Consider the following 17,842-nt stretch of genomic DNA (forward strand, 5'->3'; position numbering starts at 1 on the left):
CTTATACTTTTGCAGAATGAAAATCTTAGAAGCCGTATCAAATCCAATTTTTAGAAATGTAGCAGAAGTTGCTGATGAAATTAATCAAGAAACTTATGTGGTTGGTGGATTTGTACGCGATTATTTATTGAATCGTGGTCAGAAAAAGGACATCGATTTTGTAACAGTTGGAAATGGAATTTTATTGGCTAAAGAATTGGCTAATAAATTAGGACATACATCACAAGTTTCAGTTTTTAAACGTTTTGGAACAGCAATGTTCAAATATAAAGACACAGATTTGGAATTTGTAGGTGCGCGAAAAGAAAGTTATTCAGAAGATAGTCGAAAACCACATGTTGAAGACGGAACGTTGGAAGACGACCAAAAACGTCGTGATTTTACGATCAATACATTGGCAATTTCGATGAATAAAGAGAATTTTGGCGAATTAATTGATCCTTTTAATGGAGTAGAAGATTTGAATAATAAAATTATCAAAACACCATTAGAGCCGAATGTTACCTATTCTGATGATCCTTTGCGTATGATGCGTGCGATTCGTTTTGCAGCTCAATTGGATTTTGAAATAGAAAAAAAATCTTTTCAGGCAATAATTGATAATGCAGAACGTATTAATATCGTATCTTTTGAACGCGTAATGGATGAGTTTCAGAAAATTATGATGACTGACAAACCTTCGGTCGGATTATTGTTGTTGGAACAATCAGGATTAATGCAACATATTTTACCAGAATTGGTTGCGTTAAAAGGAATCGAAGAGGTTGAAGGTCAGAAACATAAAGATAATTTTTATCATACGTTAGAAGTCGTTGATAATATTTCTGTCAACACAGATAATGTTTGGTTACGTTGGGCAGCGTTGTTGCATGATATTGGAAAAGCTGTAACAAAACGTTTTGATAAAAATGTAGGTTGGACATTTCATTCGCATGAATTTGTTGGATCAAAAATGGTATTAAAATTGTTCAGACGATTAAAATTACCATTAGGACCGCAAGTAAAATATGTTCAGAAGTTAGTCATGATGAGTTCTCGACCAATTGCTGTTGTAACAGACGACGCTACAGATTCGGCATTACGTAGATTATTGTTTGATGCTGGAGAAGATTTCGACGATTTAATTACGCTTTGCAAAGCTGATATTACAACAAAAAATGAACGTAAACAAAAACGTTTCAAACAAAATTTTGAAGTTGTAGAACAAAAAATAAAAGATGTTGAAGAACGTGATAAAGTACGTAATTTTCAACCACCAATTACAGGTGAACAAATAATGGAAATATTTGATATTCAGCCAGGAAAAGAGATTGGAATCTTAAAAAATGCCATCAAAGAAGCAATTTTAGAAGGCGAAGTAGAAAATAATTATAATTCTGCATTAGAATTTGTAATTAATATGGGAAAAGATTTAAATTTGGAACCGAAAAATATTTAGAAAGTGATATATAAAATTCGTGTATTCCTTGATGCAAAAGAGGATGTTTTTAGAGACATAGAAATTAAAGAGAAGCAAACATTATTCACATTGTACAAAGGTATAATTAGTGCTTTTAGTTTACAAGGTGAGGAGTTGGCGTCGTTCTATGAAGTAGATGAAGATGGAAACCAAACAAAAGAAATTCCTTTAGAGGATATGTCTGATGATGGAACTGATGAAACAATGGCTGATTTTTATATCAAAGAAGCTTTTGCTAATCAAGGAGATCGTATGGCTTTTGTATATGATTTTATGGAAATGTGGACATTTGTGGCTGAATTAATTTCTGTAGAAGATAAACCAGCTGTTCTTAATTATCCATTAACGGTTTACCGTTTCGGTTCAATGCCTCTTAAAGCGCCTAAAAAAGACATGATGGTTGATTTAGACGATGAAGAAGATATTGATTTTGCAGAAGATGCTGAATTAAATGATTTACAAATCGACGAAGATTTAGACGTAGACGATTTATAAAAACTACAACTAATCAACTTATATATCAAAAAATCTGAATGGCAACATTCAGATTTTTTTTGTGCTATATATAAACCATTTGATAATTTTTTTACTTCCTCAACCAACCATTTTTCCGTAACTTGCATCTACTGATAAAAGAAAGAATCTATGAAACAGCTACTGTTTTTATTATTAATTTTAACCAATTCGATGCTTATGGCTCAATCCCCAACGATTGATCAAAAGTGGAAGGAAATTGACCAACAAATGCAAAATGGTCAATTCAAATCTATCCAACCAAAAATTGATGAACTTAAAACGTTATCAAAAAAGCAAAATAATCAACAAAGTTATCTGAAAGCTTTGTTTTATGAAGCAAAAATAAAAGTCGCAACTTCTGATGAAACAGATGATGTAAACTTCGTTTTTGATTTGTTTAAAAAGGATTTAGATGAAAAATCAATTGTAAATAATGCGATTGTTTATTCATATTTAGCTGAGTTATATCAATTGTATTACAACGAAAATCGTTGGAAAATCAATAGTCGTACAAATGTCGAAAATCAAGCTACAAATGATGTGAGATTTTGGACAGAAGATACTTTTAAGAAAACAATTAATGATTATTTTTCGAAATCAATTCAACCAAAAAATGAATTAATAAATGCAAAATCTCAAGATTATAAAATGATTTTGAATATTGCAAATGATAAGAAAAATGCGCAACAACAATTTGATTTAACGCCAACATTGTATGATGTTTTAGCAAGAAATTATATCAATTATCTGAATGAGAATGATGAAAAAGATAAAGCAAATCAATTGCTTTCTGATTTAGTTGAGATTAATAAACAAAAAAATAACGAAAATGCTGTTTTGTACAATGAATTGATTTTAATTGATTCAAACCGAGGTTCGACTTCGGTTCAAGAAATTATTAAACAAAAAGAATTTTTAGCAACAAAATATCCAAAAGCATGGTATTCGTCTTATGTGTATGCAACTTTAGCGACAGATTATTATGGTTTGCAAGAAGATAAATTGGCGAACGTAAATAAGATTTTTGAACTACAACAAAAAGTTGCGAAGCTTTATCCAAATTCGGAGGAATTAGAGAATATAAATAATTTAGTTTCGAAGATAAAATCGCAAGAATTAAGTGTACAAGCAGAGCGATATATTAACGAAAATCAGAATACACCAATTCAATTAACGCATAAAAATTTGTCGCAAGTTTTTGTGAGAATTTTCGCTTATAATGAAGGTTTTGATGGAAAAGATAAAATACAAGCGTTAAATGTTTACAACGAAAATAGAATTGCAGAAGCGCAAAAATTTCTGAATAGTTTAAAGGTTGTTGATCAATATGCAATTGATGTTAAATCGTTTGAAGATTATCAAAATCATTCGACAATTGTTAAATTAAATCCACTAAAATCTGGTCGTTATATTGTCCTTTTTTCGAATAATTCTGAATTCAGAATCAACACAAAAGACGATATTGATTATTTAGATGTAATGGTTTCGAAATATGCGATAAATTCTTTAAATGATAAATTGTCGGTTGTGAATCGTGAAACTGGAAAACCAGAAAGTAATGTTGCGGTTGAGTTTTCTAATTTGACAAATTATAATAAAAAGGAAACAAAAACTTTAACATCGGATAAAGATGGAATAATAACAATTCCTTCGGGCTGGAGAAATCTTCAATATCGTGTGAAAGACGAACATACTATTTATTCAACGTATTACTACGATTATGATCGTGATGATGAAGATGATGATTCTTCTGTCAAGATTTTCACAGATCGTGCGATTTATCGTCCTGGACAAACGGTTTATTTCAAAGGAATTTATTATTTATCGAAAGATAAAACTCGAAATATCATTCCAAATTCTAAATTGACGATTGCTTTATATGATGTTAACAATAAAGAGCTTTCTAAAATAGATTTAACAACTAATGAATTTGGATCTGTAAATGGAAGTTTTATTTTGCCAAGTTCTGCTTTAACAGGTAACTTTTCGATCAGAGCTATTAATGAAGACGGTTATTATTCATTCAAAGTGGAAGAATATAAACGTCCAAAATTCAAAGTAGAAATAGAGAAAAATAAAGGTGTTTATAGTTTAAACGACAAGGTAAAAGTAGAAGGAAAGGCGATTGCTTTTTCTGGTGCTAATATCGATAATGCTAAAGTTTCGTATCGTGTTTATCGTCAAGAAATTTTTACATTTTGGCCTTGGTATCGATCAATTCCAGCAGGTCGTGGAGAACGAGAAGAAATTACGTTTGGAGATACAACAACAGATGCGGAAGGAAAATTTAACTTTGAATTTGTAGCAAAACCAGCTTCGGAGAAAAAGAAAGATGAGGTAAGAACCTACAATTATTTTATTGAAGTAAATGCAACGGATATCAATGGAGAAACGCAATCAGAATCTTCTTCCGTAAAAGTTGGAGACACAAGAATATCGTTAAATATTGCTATTTCTGAGAAAGCTAAAGTAGATGATTTGAAAGCTTTCAAAATTGAAGTGAAAAACTTGAATGATGAAAAATTAGATGGAAAAGGACACGTCGAAATTTATTCGTTAAATGCACCAAAAGAAATAGTTCGTCGTCAAAAATTTACAACAGATTATAATATTTATTCGAAAGAAGAATTCAAAAAAATATTTCCGAATGAACCTTATGGTGACGAAATGAATCCAAAAACGTGGACAACAAATCAAAAGGTTTTTGAAAGTGATTTTGATACAAAAATTTCTGATGAAATTAAATTTAATCAAGCTTCAAATTTTGAAGAAGGTTATTATGTTGTAAAAGGTTTTGTGATGGACGGAACACAAAAAGTGGAAGTGGATAAATTGATTTATGTTTCGAATGAAAAGAAAGCAAATGCAATTAAAACACTTTTAGCAGTTTCGCCTAATAAATTGACTTTCGAACCAAAAGATGTTGCAAAAATTGAGTTCAAATCGGGTTCTAAAAATACATTTGTGTATTATGAAGTAGAGGCGAATCAAACAATTATTGAGAAAGGTTTTTTGGATTTGAGTAAAAAATCTGTAGTCGAAATTCCAATTAAAGAAGAATATCGCGGTGGAATTTATGTGAATTATGCCATGACGAAATTCAATGATGTGCAAACAGGAAGTCTTAATTTGGCAGTTCCGTTTACCAATAAACAACTGAAAGTTACGGCTGAAGTTTTACGTGATAAATTGACGCCAGGTGCAAAAGAAAAATGGCAACTAAAAATTGAAGGACCAAATAAAGATAAAGTTTCAGCTGAGGTTTTAACAAGTATGTACGACGCTTCGTTGGATCAATTTGCGTCAAATTCATTAGATTTTAATGTGTATGATTTTACAAATTCAAGAAGAAATAACCCTTTTAATCTATATCAATTTTATATAACAAATCAATCTCGAGCAATTTATTATCGTACAAATTATGATTTTTATGCAAGAGGAAATGCAGGATTAGACCTTAATTTATTTGATTTTGGTTTCAATCAATATCGCATGAATCGTATGATGATGAAGTCTGTTGCGCCAGGTGTAAAAATAAAAGAAGTATCAGAAAATGAAATTCATGTTGAGGTACAAATGGGGGCTGCTGCTGATGTAAGTTTAGAAGGTTCTGTTGTAACAGCTTTAGGAATTACAAGAGATAAGAAATCGTTAGGTTATTCAACTCAAGCAGGAGAACCTGGAGCTTCTGCAAATGTAACAGTTCGTGGAGTTTCTTCTGCCGAAATTTCAAATGCACTTTATGTTGTAGATGGAGTTGTGTATGATATAATGCCAGAACTTAATTCAGATGATATTCAGTCTATGAATGTATTGAAAGGAGAAGAGGCGACTGCTTTATATGGAGCAAGAGGAGCAAATGGAGTAGTGATTATTACAACTAAAAAAGAGGCAAACGCAACTTTAGATAATGTAAAAGCGCGTACAAATTTAAATGAAACAGCCTTCTTTTATCCAAACTTAAAAACAGATGCAAAAGGAAATATTATTATAGAATTTACTACGCCAGAAAGTTTAACAGAATGGAAATTTATGGCAATTGCACATACGCCAGACCTTAAAACAGGTTATTTGGAGCAAAATGTTCGCACGCAAAAAGACTTGATGGTTGTGCCAAATATGCCACGTTTCTTACGTGAAGGCGATCAAATTTCGGTTTCGTCTAAGATTAATAATTTATCAGATAAGGTATTAAATGGTTCTGCGAAATTGATGTTGTTTGATGCGTTTACCAATCAACCAATTGATGCACAATTCAAATTGACAAATGCAGTTCAGAATTTCTCTGTTGCAAAAGGAAGCTCGGATCAAGTGACGTGGACAATTGATGTTCCGAAAAATGTACAAGCAGTTGTGTATCGTGTGGTGGCTTCGGCTGGAGATTTTTCGGATGGTGAAGAATCGGCTTTACCAATTTTGACAAATCGTATGATGGTGACAGAAACGTTGCCGATTTATGTGAAAGAAGGTCAAAAGAAATCGTTCCAATTTGATAACATGATCAACAATAAATCGACTTCGTTAGATAATTTCAAATTAACATTCGAGATGACAACGAATCCGATTTGGTATGCAGTTTTCTCGTTGCCTTATTTGCGCGAATATCCTTACGAATGTGCAGAGCAAGTGTTCTCGCGTTTATATGGAAATATGATTTCAGAAAAAGTGATCAATTCAAATCCAAAAATTAAAGCTGTTTTTGATGATTGGAACAAAAAAGGTGAATTGAAATCAAAATTACAATTGAACCAAGAATTGAAAAATATCATTTTAGAAGAAACGCCTTGGATGAAAAATGCAGAAAGCGAAGAAGAGCAAATGAAGCAAATTGCAGTTTTATTTGAATTGAATCAAATGCAAACGGAAATGAAATCGGCTTTCCAAAAATTATCGGATAAACAACAATCAAATGGTGGCTTTGCTTGGTTTGACGGTGGTCGTCCAAACGAATATATCACAACGCATATTGTTTCTGGTTTCGGAAATATGAAGAAAATGGATGTGAATTTCAAAGCATTTGAAATAGATGTAAATCCATTAATCAAAAAAGCGATTCAGTTTATTGATGATGAGAATTTAAAACGTTTCAAAGAGTTCAAAAAAGATCAAAAATCATTCAAGGATGTTACGTATTCAGACGGTTTACATTATTTATATGCGCGTTCGTTTTTCTTAGAAGATTATCCGATGTCGAAAGAATTGGAAGAAATGAAAACAGCGATGTTAAAGAATCTAAATGATACAAAATTAGAGTTGTCGTTGCAACAAAAAGCAATGGCTGCAATTGTGATGAATCGTTTTGGAATGCAGTCTGCTGCTAAGATTGTAGTCAATTCGATCAAAGAAAAAGCAGTAGAATCGGATGAAATGGGTATGTATTGGAAAGAAAATCAACCGGGTTGGTTTTGGTATCAAGCGCCTGTAGAAACACAATCGTTGTTAATCGAAGCATTTGACGAGGTAACAAAAGATGAAAAATCTGTCGAAGAAATGAAAGTTTGGTTATTGAAAAATCGTCAAACAAATCAGTGGAATTCGACAAAAGCAACGACAAAAGCGGTTTATGCTTTAATGAATTTCGGAAAATCTTGGATAGATGCAGAGAAAGGAATTGAAGTGAAGATCGGAAATCAAAAAATTGATTTAGATAACAATGCGCAAGCTGGTTCGGGTTATGTAAAAACTTCTTGGAACAAAGAAGAAATTAAACCTGAAATGGGTAAAGTTGAAGTTTCGAAAACTTCTCCAGGTGTTGCTTGGGGAGCGATGTATTGGCAATATTTTGAAGATTTAGATAAAATAAAATCTGCTGAAACTGGAATTAAATTCAACAAGAAATTATTTGTTAAATCGAATTCTGCAAATGGTCCAATTCTGAAAGAAATTACAACGTCAACACCGATAAAAGTTGGTGATATTGTAACTGTTCGATTAGAGATTTCTGTTGATCGCAACATGCAGTTTGTACACATCAAAGATATGCGTGCAAGTGGTTTCGAACCTGTGAATGTACTTTCTGGTTACAAATGGAAAGGCGAATTTGGATATTACGAAAGCACAAGAGATGCTGCAACTAATTTCTTTTCGGATTACATGAGAAAAGGAACATATGTTTTCGAATATGATTTGAAAGCGAATAATGCAGGTAATTTCTCGAACGGAATTACATCGATGCAAAATATGTATGCACCAGAATTGAGTGCGCAAAGTGAAGGAATTCGTGTTGAAATTAAATAGATTTTAACTTGTAAGTTTAATAATAAAGGCAAGATTTTTAATCTTGCCTTTATTTTGGTTAAAAGATACCTAAGAGTTGGTGAACTCTTAAGCAAGAGTTTAGTAATTCCTGCTTAGCTTTCTTTTGATTTATGAGTTGCGTGAGTTACGAGATTAGTGTTTCGAATTTTACACTTTGTAAAACATATTACGTACAACTTAAAACGTTAAGCGTATCACATACAATTCAAGATTTTATTTATCTTTAAAATCAAATAACACTAAATGAAGAAAAGACTTCTACTCAATATTGTACTCATTCCTTTTATCGGATTTGCGCAGCTGCAAACCATTTTTCAATCTAAAATAGATTCGATTTACGAAAAAAATAAAAACGCTGTCGGAATTATTGTTCACGTTGAAGCACCAGAACAAAACATTTCGTGGAGTTATGCAAAAGGAGTTTTGGATATTAAAACCAACGAAATTTTAAACAGCCAACAACCGGTTTTAATCGCAAGTAATACCAAACCTTATGTAGCTGCTGCAATTTTGCGTTTGGTAGAAAAAGGTCAAGTTAGAATTAACCAATCGATCAAGAATTTATTGTCTAAGAAGACTCGTCAATTGCTCGAAAAAGATGGTTATGATTTGAATACGATAACAGTCAAACATTTGTTGTCGCACACTTCTGGAATACAAGATTATGTCGATGATGCGTATTTTGAATTAGTTAATCAGCGACCGCAATATAAATGGACGAAGGAGGAACAAATAAAACGAGCAATGGAAATCGGAAGTCCACAAAAAGTAGGAGAAAAGTTTAGTTACGGTGATATCAATTATTTGCTTTTAGCAGAAATTATTGAACAAAAAACGCGTCAACCATTTTACAAAGTAATTCGAGATTTGTTAAAGTATAAAGAATTAGGTTTGACACAAACGTGGTTTATCGATTTGGAGAAATATCCTTCGAAAACACTTCCGCTTGCGCATCAATATGCAGATAAATACAAGTGGGATTCGTATGATTTAGATCCTTCGTGGGATTTGTATGGTGGTGGTGGAATAGCTTCGACAGCGAAAGAATCGGCTCTGTTTTTTCAGTATTTGTTTGAAGGGAAAATTATTCAGAATAAACAAATTTTGGATTCGATGTCAACATATGTTTTACCTTCGGATCAATCGAAATATTGTTTGGGAATTTATCATTTTGATATGGGATTCAATGCCTATTATCATGGTGGTTGGTGGGGAACAGATGTGATTTATTCGCCAGAAACTAATGCGACAATTACAGTTTTTATCTTGCAAAAAGGGTTTCAACATATCATTAATCCTTTTATTGGAAAAGAATTTCTGAAGTTGTTGATGAAGAAGAGTTAGAATTTTGAATAATTTTCTCATAAGATTTGACATTTTTTTAATTCATTCTAAGTATAAAACTTTCTAAATTTGAGGCATGAAAAAATCAATACTTAGTATATTTTCTGCAATTGTTTTAACGTTCTCAGTTACAGCAAATGCACAAGAAATCGAAGAACAAATCGTAATCGAAAATCGTGTAAATGATGCCAAACAACAAGATAAACCTTATGTTATCTTGATTTCGGCAGATGGTTTTCGTTATGATTATGCTCAAAAACATGAAGCTAAAAATCTATTAGCTTTGGCTAAAAATGGAGTGAAAGCAGATGCCATGTATCCGTCTTTTCCTTCTGTTACATTTCCAAATCATTATACAATTGTAACTGGTTTAACACCTATTCATCATGGTTTGGTAGGAAATAATATGTTAGACAGAGAAGTTGGTGATCGTTATTTATTGGGAAATAGAAATGCAGTTATCAATCCGAAATGGTACGGAGGAACGCCAATCTGGAACCTTGCAGAACAGAACAAAATGTTAGCTGCTTGTTACTATTGGCCAGGTTCGGAAGCGCCTATTAATGGTATGTTCCCAACGTATTCGTACAAGTATTCGGAAAAATCACCAATTGATTACCGTATTCAGCAAGTTGTAAATTGGTTGGAGTTACCAGCTGAAAAACGTCCACATTTAATTACGTTTTATTTTCCGGAAGTAGATCACGCAGGGCATTCTTTTGGTCCTGATGCACCTGAAACAAAGGAAGCTGTACAATTTGTAGATCAATCAATCAAGAAATTGAATGATGAGGTTGCAAAAACAGGTTTGAAAGTGAATTTTGTTTTTGTTTCTGATCATGGAATGACAAGAATTGATGATGAAAATCCATTGAAATTGCCAATTAAAATTGATGAATCAAAAGTACAAGTTGCTTCAAATGGTTCTTATGTAAGTCTTTTTGTAAAAGATAAAAATGATATCGAATCAATTTACAAAGAAATAAAAGCAGTTCAGAATAATACGTTCGAAGTGTATAAAACAACAAATGTCCCATCTAAATATCATTTTGATAAAAAGAATGATCGATACAATCGTATTGGAGATATTATTTTGATTGCACATGCTCCAAACTATTTCTCAAACAAAAATGCACCGAAAGGTTCGCATGGTTTTTATGTAAAAGAAACGCCAGAAATGAAAGCGACTTTTATGGCTTGGGGACCAAATATTAAGTCTGGTAAAGAGATTAAAGTTTTTCCAAATACAGAAATCTATCCAATGCTTGCGAAGATATTAGGTTTACCAATTCAAGAAAAAATTGATGGAACAAATCAATTAGCCAATAAAATTTTGGTGAAATAATTTAGATTTTACTCAAAATACAAAGCCAACTTATTAAGAGTTGGCTTTTTTTGTTATTGAATTTTCATTGACTTATAAGAATTCGTCATTTTGAATTTATTTTTTCTTAAAATTCAGATTTGATATAATAATAGCAAAAATAATAACGGCGATTCCTGTCCATTGTATTGCGAGTACTTGTTCATGTAAAAGCACAAAAGCCATGGTTACTGAAACGGGTAATTCTAACGAAGAAACAATACTTCCCAAACCTAATCCTGTGTGCGGAAAACCTTTGTTTAAAAGAATAGGAGGTAAGACAGTTCCGAAAATTGCCAACGGTAATCCCCAAGTATAAAAAATGCTAAAATTGAATGCATGAATTCCATTTACATCATTTGAAAAGTTGTTGTAAAAGCTCATTAAACCATCAAAGTAATAAGGTCCGATTTGGCTAAAAAACAAAAATAGAGACACAATAATAGAACCTCCAAAAAGCATCCACAAACTTTTTTTATAAGCTGGTAAATAATTGGCTAAACTATTCGATGTAAACATGGTAGTCGTAAAAGAACAAGCTGCTAAAAATCCCCAAAACAATCCTTTAGGATTTAACTCGACTTCTTGGTTGATTAAATTTGTTGCCAAAACAGTTCCAAATAATACCAAAACCATTGCAATTAATTTTTTGGCAGAAGGAAATTGTTTTCCCAAAATACTCTCAACCAAAATACTAATCCAAACCGTTTGCATCAACAATACAATTGCGATTGACACATTGATATATTGTACCGCTAGATAGTAAAATAAACTTGTGAAACCTAACGAAGTTCCAGCAAGAATCAACCTTTTTTTATCTTTTTGTTCAATCTTTGGTAAATCTTTTTTACTCATCATAAATAAGTTGATGATTCCCAAAATCAAAATTCCTAATACAAACTGAGAAGTTGTTACCTCGGCAGTCGTATAGCCTTGATCGTATGCAATTTTTACAAATGTTGCTAACATTCCGTAGAAGCTAGCGCCCATTGCAACGAACAAAACTCCCTTCAAAATACTTTTATTTTCCATAATTTTTTACGCAAAAAAACGGCCTGATTAAATTTAAAATCAAGCCGTGCAAGTTACTTTATTTTTTCTGACTAAAAAAGTCCGTTAATTTCTCCTTCTATTTTATTGAAAATGAATCCTAAATCTTCTTTATTTTCAACAAAATCTAAATTATCCACGTCGATTACCAACACTTTTCCTTCTTTATAATTCGAAATCCACTTGTCGTATTTCTCGTTTAGACGATTCAAATAATCAATACTAATCGAATTTTCGTAATCGCGACCACGTTTCTGAATTTGCGAAACCAATGTAGGAATTGAAGCTTTAAGATAAATCAATAAATCTGGTGCTTCTACAAAACTTGTCATCAAATTAAAAACACGTAAATAGTTGTTATAATCTCTTGTAGACAATAATCCCATATCGTTCAAGTTACTCGCAAAAATATGCGCATCTTCGTAAATTGTACGATCCTGAATAATGTCTTTTCCGCTTTCTCTAATCTCTTTTACTTGATTAAAACGGCTTCCTAAGAAATAAATCTGAAGATTGAACGCCCATTTTTCCATGTCGTTGTAAAAATCATCCAAATACGGATTCATTTCTACATCTTCAAACTGAGCTGTCCAGTTGTATTGTTTTGCTAAAAGGTTTGTTAGAGTAGTTTTACCTGCTCCAATATTTCCGGCTATGGCGATATGCATTTTCCAATTATTTTAACGTTTGCAAATATACTAAAGCTTAATTTTCAAAACAAAATCTAAGCTAGCGACTCATAGAAAAATCTTTTTTTAGAAAAAAATTATTCCGATTGATTTATGAATTTTTATTCAATTATAAATTAAAAATAAATAAGGATTAGTAATTAGTTTTAATTGATTAAATAGTTTATTATTAATTATTTGTATTTAAAATAGTATAAGTGTAAATTTTATTTTCGACCAAAGTATAAAGATTTTTTTCGCTAAACGCAAAACTTTTTACATTTTCTAAATCGATAAAAGTCGTCAAATTTTGATTAACAATATTTTTTGATATTAGTTTATTGTCATTTATATAGAAAATAACATCTTTATAAAAATAAAAAGGTTGCTGATTGGTGTCAAATTCAAAATTAGATTTGAAATTTCCATAATCATCGTAAACATAAATTGTTTTCTGACCTTTTAAATACACCAAATTTTTGTACACATGTATTTTATCGATTGATTGATCATTATACTTCAAATAAATTTGTTTTGATGTCAGAATTGGTTTTTGTAACTGATAATTATAGTAAACAATTTTATTCCCGATTAAATCATAAAACCAACAAAATTGCGTGTCAACAACTTTTAATGCTGCAGGCATAAAATCGTTAGATTTAATCTTTACAATATCCTGAATAGGATTCAAATCTTCGTCTAAAATAGTGAGTTGATTAAAATTTGAATACACATAAGCTCGAAGTGGATTATTGACATCAACTGAAGTAATAATATTTTTGAGATCAATACTTTTGTTCTTTTTCGACTGAAATATTTTTTCAATTCTAGTATCTGAAATCAAATAAATCGAATTATTTAGATCAGTATCAATTGATTTGATTGTTTTATTTTCAATCAAAACTGAATCTTTTAACTCAAACTTTTGAGAAAAAACAGTGATAAATGCAGAAACAAAAATAATTGAAAAAATGGTTTTCATTTACTTGAAAATTACTTCATAACCAAATCTACAAATTGAGAGTAGGATTACCAAAATAAATATGTATCGAATAAATTTATTCCCTTTGTTGATGGCTAATTTTGCTCCAATAAACCTCCTAAAGCGTTGCAAATAGCCATTGGTAAAGCTATTTTCCAGATAATTTGCCCTTTGATTAAAAACAAACAAATCGAACCAAAATTAGTTGCTAAATTGATCAGTTTTGCATTAGTATTAGCTTTCAAAAAATCCATACCAAGAAGTGTTACGAATCCCAAAATAAAGAAAGTTCCAGTTGCAGGACCAATAAAACCATCGTAAAAACCAACTGCAATACTCACAATACAACCATTGATAATCGCAATGTGGTAAGGAATTTTACGCTCGGTTGCTTGTCCAAAATCTTTCTTGAAAATAGTGTAAATGGCTAAAACAATCAAAATGATTAACAAAACAGGCTTCATAAAATCATTATTGATAACCGTTAACAATTGTGATCCTAAAAAAGCAGAAACAAATGCGCATATAGCCATAATCGTGAAAAGTTTCCAATCTATTTTTACCTTTTTTAGATATTGTGAAGTTGCTAAAGCTGTTCCACTAAATGCTGGAATTTTTAGCGTTCCGATTACTGTTGAAACAGGTAAATTAGGTAAAAAAGCAAGTGATAATGGCGTTTGTATTAATCCACCACCACCAACAATAGAGTCGATGAAGCCAGCGCAAAAAGCTGCCATGCATAAATAGAATAAAATCTCGATTTCCAAAACTGAAAAATTTTGGCAAATGTATAAGAGAAATAATAAATAATGAAGGAATTATTAAAAATTGTAGCCACGATGAGACTCGAACTCATACTGTCAGAACCGGAATCTGATATTCTATCCATTAAATTACGCAGCCAAAAGTTTTGCAAATATAGATAAATAGACTATTTGAGTTGAATATTTTGTCTAAAATTTCGGTGTTGGGTTGCGGTAAAATAATCTCTGAAAATTTGATTGATTTCTTCATTTATTTTTGAAGCTTTAATTCCAAGTTGTGGATAAATTTCAATGATAAATTGAGTGATTTTCTCAACAGTTTCTATTCCAAATGAATGAATTTCAGTTTCGATTTCTTCTGAAATAGGAGAATTATTTGTCAATAAATTTTCTATTGTTTTAGCAAATTCAATAGTTTTCGAAGTTGATTTAATAACGAAATTATCAAAATTAGTTTGTTTTTGGTATTGAATAATCTCTAAACTTTTTTCGATAAAATGTTCTGCCATTCCAAGATAATTTACCAATAAAGTTAAATCAGCAAAAATTCGGAAAGGTATTTTTTCGACCAAATCATCACTATAAAATTCATTATAAATAAAACTATAATCTTGATGAACGATTTCATTTTCTACTTCAAAACTATGAGAAGATGTAGCAACCATTCCCATTGATTTCCAAGTTGAAATTAATTTAACTTGAGATTTATTTAAAATAAATGACAAAAACTTTGGTTCACCATTTTCATCCAATATCTCTTTTCCATTTTCGATTATTTTCGCATTTAATGTAAAATGAGTGAGGTAAGGAGCGCCAGTTGCATAATGCCACAAACCGTTTATGATATATTTATTTCCAACTTTTTCAGCAGTTCCTCCAAGCATTCCGCTTCCTCCAAAACACGTTTTTTGTGAAGAAAATAAATTAGAAGCAACATCAGATTTTAGATTTCGAGAAAAATAATTTGCACCACTACAAAGCGTTACAAACCAACCTAAACTTCCGTCAATTTTAGCAACAGATTGTAAAACTTTTAATCCTTTAGAAAAATGTAAACCAAGTCCATTGTATTGTTTCGGAACCCAAATATTCAACCAATTTTGAGTATAAATATGATCGAGAACTACTTGATTAAAGGATTCTTTATTCAATAATTCTTTTTGAATTTTGGGAATATCAAGCATTATTTTCATTCAAAATTTTTCTCCAATTAAAATATCCAGAAATCGCCACACAGAATAAAATCAACGATAAAATAGCATATAAATACAAATCTTTGTGAATCATTAATGGAATTGAAATAATGTTACTAATATTCAACAAAATCCAATTTTCGAGTTTACGTTTTGCCATTAACCACATACCAGCCCATGCAAATGCGCTTACGATTGAATCCCAAATTGGAACGTCAGAATCGGTGATATGTGTAAGTGTTAAATAAAAAATGGTAAAACTACTTAAAACAATTCCTGAGACAACTCCCCATTCTTTTTTGTTGGTTATCGTAATTTCAATTTCGTGTTTTTGTTGTCCAAATTGCCAATATAACCAACCATAAATGCTCATCACTAAATAATAAATATTAAGAGTGAACTCGGCATATAGCTTAGAATTGAACATAACGAAAAGCGATAATGTAATTCCTGCAATTCCAAATAAATAATTTTTTGGATTATTGAATCTCGCCAATACGACTTGAAAAATAGAAAATGTGACACCTAGCCATTCAAGCCAAGTTGTGTGTAAAATAATTTCCTTCATCATAATTTGTTTTGATGAGGAGATAGAAGTTATTGCTAACATCAATTCCTCCGCCAGCATTATCTGGATCAGGTATAGAACAAAATTGTTCTTGGGTATATTCTCAGCTTTTTAGCACCCCATTGAAAGGCAAAGATGAAAAGTTTTGATGAGTTTTCCTAATTAATAATCAAAAAAGCTTTCTCAGTTCTGAGAAAGCTTTTTTGATTATTGTATTTTTTATATCAAACCAAATTGCTTGAAATGATGTGTAAAATGTTTTTTATGAAATGTTTTCCAATCTTCGTATCCAATATCATTTAAAACAGGATTGACAATTTTAGCATCAGGATTTTCTGTGAAATATGAATTGAATTTATCAATTTCTTGTTCTAATTTTTCTATTGCAGCTTCTAAAGAATGGTAACGTAAATCTAGTAAACCTTCCATTCCATTTGCTTTTATCCCCTTTTGCATTTCATGATCAGATTCTAATAAAAAGGATTTGTATTGGGGTATTTGCTCTGCAGGAATTCGACAAGGTACTGTTAAACCTCCATTTGAAATTTTAGTGGTTACAATCAAATGTTCAACCATGTGTTGAGGTGTCATAATTCCCCATTCTGGCTGTTGATCTACTTTTAAACTTTTTAGTTTAGAAATAAGACTGGCTTTATCTTCAAAATTTAAAAACATATTTTTTCTGTGAAGTTAGTTAGTCGTATAATAATAATCAATAAAATTCAAGATTTATTTTGTTAATTGTTCAAGCCTTTTTATATAAGCGTCTACAAAATTCTGAATGAAACTTGTTGTGGTTATAGAGTTCTAATTGTCCAATCTTAATAACTTTAAGGGTATATCCTTCGGTTGTCATTTTAATTAAGTTCTTTGAAATCTTTCTAGAATTTGCTTCTTTTCATAGACTTCCCATAAAAGTCCAATTGTTTTTTGAGTTTAGTTATCTGATTTCATTTTAAGAAAGTTTATGTAAAAATTTTCAATGAATTAATTATCATTTTTAATGAATATCGTATAAGAAAAATGTAAATTAGTATTGTATTAAATGAAACAAATGATAAATATTCAGCCCAATTTAGAAAATGATTTAGTAGAACTTCAACCGCTCAACGATAATGATTTTGAAGCGCTTTATTTAGCTGCTTCAGACCCGAAAGTTTGGGAACAGCACCCAAATAAAAATCGTTGGAAAAGAGATGTTTTTATGAATTTTTTCGAAGGTGCAATTCAAAGTAAAGGTGCTTTCAAGATTATTGATAAACAGACAAATCAAGTTGTTGGTAGCTCTCGTTTTTACGATTATGATGAGCAAGATTCATCTATTTTGGTTGGTTATACGTTTTATTCGACGAATTGTTGGGGAAAAGGTTTTAATCCGTCTGTTAAGAAATTAATGTTTGATTATATTTTTCAGTTTGTTGACAAAATTTATTTACATGTTGGCGCTGATAATGTACGTTCGCAAATTGCAGTAGAGCGTTTGGGTTGTAAAAAAGTGAAAGAAGAACAAATTGAATATTTTGGAGAAGAGCCAAAGTTAAATTTTATTTATCAGTTGAATAAAGTTGACTGGTTTAAGTAATTGATAATTAAAACTATTTTTTGAGGACAGATTTTTTATGTCCTTTTTTTGAAAAAAAACTTAAAAATATGATTATGTTTTTCGTAATAAAATAT

General features: G+C 30.9%; 12 protein-coding genes, 1 tRNA gene and 1 pseudogene. 6 read left to right on the top strand and 8 right to left on the bottom strand.

Annotated elements, in window-relative coordinates; translation table 11 throughout:
• Positions 1–16: 16 nt before the first annotated feature.
• From B3792_RS12215 to B3792_RS12235, 5 genes are all read left to right on the top strand, one after another.
• Positions 17–1,438, top strand: coding sequence for a CCA tRNA nucleotidyltransferase (locus tag B3792_RS12215; RefSeq protein ID WP_286496136.1), 1,422 nt, complete (start codon positions 17–19; stop codon positions 1,436–1,438).
• 3 nt (positions 1,439–1,441) lie between these two features.
• The gene (locus B3792_RS12220) at positions 1,442–1,954 is read left to right on the top strand and encodes an IS1096 element passenger TnpR family protein (RefSeq protein ID WP_038333549.1); all 513 of its coding nucleotides are present in this window, start codon (positions 1,442–1,444) and stop codon (positions 1,952–1,954) included.
• Positions 1,955–2,104: 150 nt separating this feature from the next.
• Positions 2,105–8,212: an alpha-2-macroglobulin family protein gene (locus tag B3792_RS12225; protein WP_291069722.1), complete on the top strand. Its 6,108-nt coding sequence runs from the start codon at positions 2,105–2,107 to the stop codon at positions 8,210–8,212.
• Between the two features lie 264 nt (positions 8,213–8,476).
• Positions 8,477–9,577 (top strand): serine hydrolase domain-containing protein, encoded by a 1,101-nt coding sequence (locus tag B3792_RS12230; protein WP_286496138.1) that lies wholly within the window; start codon positions 8,477–8,479, stop codon positions 9,575–9,577.
• A gap of 76 nt (positions 9,578–9,653) precedes the next feature.
• Positions 9,654–10,922, top strand: a complete 1,269-nt coding sequence (locus tag B3792_RS12235) for an ectonucleotide pyrophosphatase/phosphodiesterase (RefSeq protein ID WP_219034738.1) — start codon at positions 9,654–9,656, stop codon at positions 10,920–10,922.
• Between the two features lie 96 nt (positions 10,923–11,018).
• Here B3792_RS12235 and B3792_RS12240 read toward each other — a convergent pair whose 3' ends face one another.
• The 8 genes and pseudogenes from B3792_RS12240 to B3792_RS12275 all read right to left on the bottom strand — a co-directional run bounded on the left by B3792_RS12240 (position 11,019) and on the right by B3792_RS12275 (position 16,840).
• Positions 11,019–11,972, bottom strand: a complete 954-nt coding sequence (locus B3792_RS12240; protein WP_219034739.1) for an EamA family transporter — start codon at positions 11,970–11,972, stop codon at positions 11,019–11,021.
• A 71-nt stretch (positions 11,973–12,043) separates the two neighbouring features.
• The gene (locus B3792_RS12245) at positions 12,044–12,658 is read right to left on the bottom strand and encodes a deoxynucleoside kinase (protein WP_038333632.1); all 615 of its coding nucleotides are present in this window, start codon (positions 12,656–12,658) and stop codon (positions 12,044–12,046) included.
• A 190-nt stretch (positions 12,659–12,848) separates the two neighbouring features.
• On the bottom strand, positions 12,849–13,640 hold the full coding sequence (locus tag B3792_RS12250) for a hypothetical protein (protein WP_221854784.1): 792 nt from the start codon (positions 13,638–13,640) through the stop codon (positions 12,849–12,851).
• Positions 13,641–14,407, bottom strand: a pseudogene (locus B3792_RS12255) (sulfite exporter TauE/SafE family protein).
• A 64-nt stretch (positions 14,408–14,471) separates the two neighbouring features.
• Positions 14,472–14,543, bottom strand: a tRNA-Arg gene (locus tag B3792_RS12260).
• Positions 14,544–14,571: 28 nt separating this feature from the next.
• Complete coding sequence (locus B3792_RS12265) at positions 14,572–15,597, bottom strand: hypothetical protein (RefSeq protein ID WP_291069724.1); 1,026 nt, start codon at positions 15,595–15,597, stop codon at positions 14,572–14,574.
• Positions 15,581–16,168 carry a nicotinamide riboside transporter PnuC gene (gene pnuC, locus B3792_RS12270; protein ID WP_219034749.1) on the bottom strand — a complete coding sequence of 196 codons (588 nt, stop codon included), beginning with the start codon at positions 16,166–16,168 and terminating at the stop codon, positions 15,581–15,583. The genes B3792_RS12265 and pnuC overlap by 17 nt, the downstream gene beginning before the upstream one ends.
• Before the next feature lie 216 nt (positions 16,169–16,384).
• Positions 16,385–16,840, bottom strand: a complete 456-nt coding sequence (locus B3792_RS12275; RefSeq protein WP_219034742.1) for a hypothetical protein — start codon at positions 16,838–16,840, stop codon at positions 16,385–16,387.
• A gap of 370 nt (positions 16,841–17,210) precedes the next feature.
• Between B3792_RS12275 and B3792_RS12280 the strand changes: the two genes are divergently transcribed.
• Positions 17,211–17,747 (top strand): GNAT family N-acetyltransferase, encoded by a 537-nt coding sequence (locus tag B3792_RS12280; protein WP_306822322.1) that lies wholly within the window; start codon positions 17,211–17,213, stop codon positions 17,745–17,747.
• Positions 17,748–17,842 lie beyond the last annotated feature (95 nt).

Source organism: Empedobacter sp. UBA5924, from assembly GCF_002431085.1.
In the GTDB taxonomy this organism is placed as follows: domain Bacteria; phylum Bacteroidota; class Bacteroidia; order Flavobacteriales; family Weeksellaceae; genus Empedobacter; species Empedobacter falsenii_B.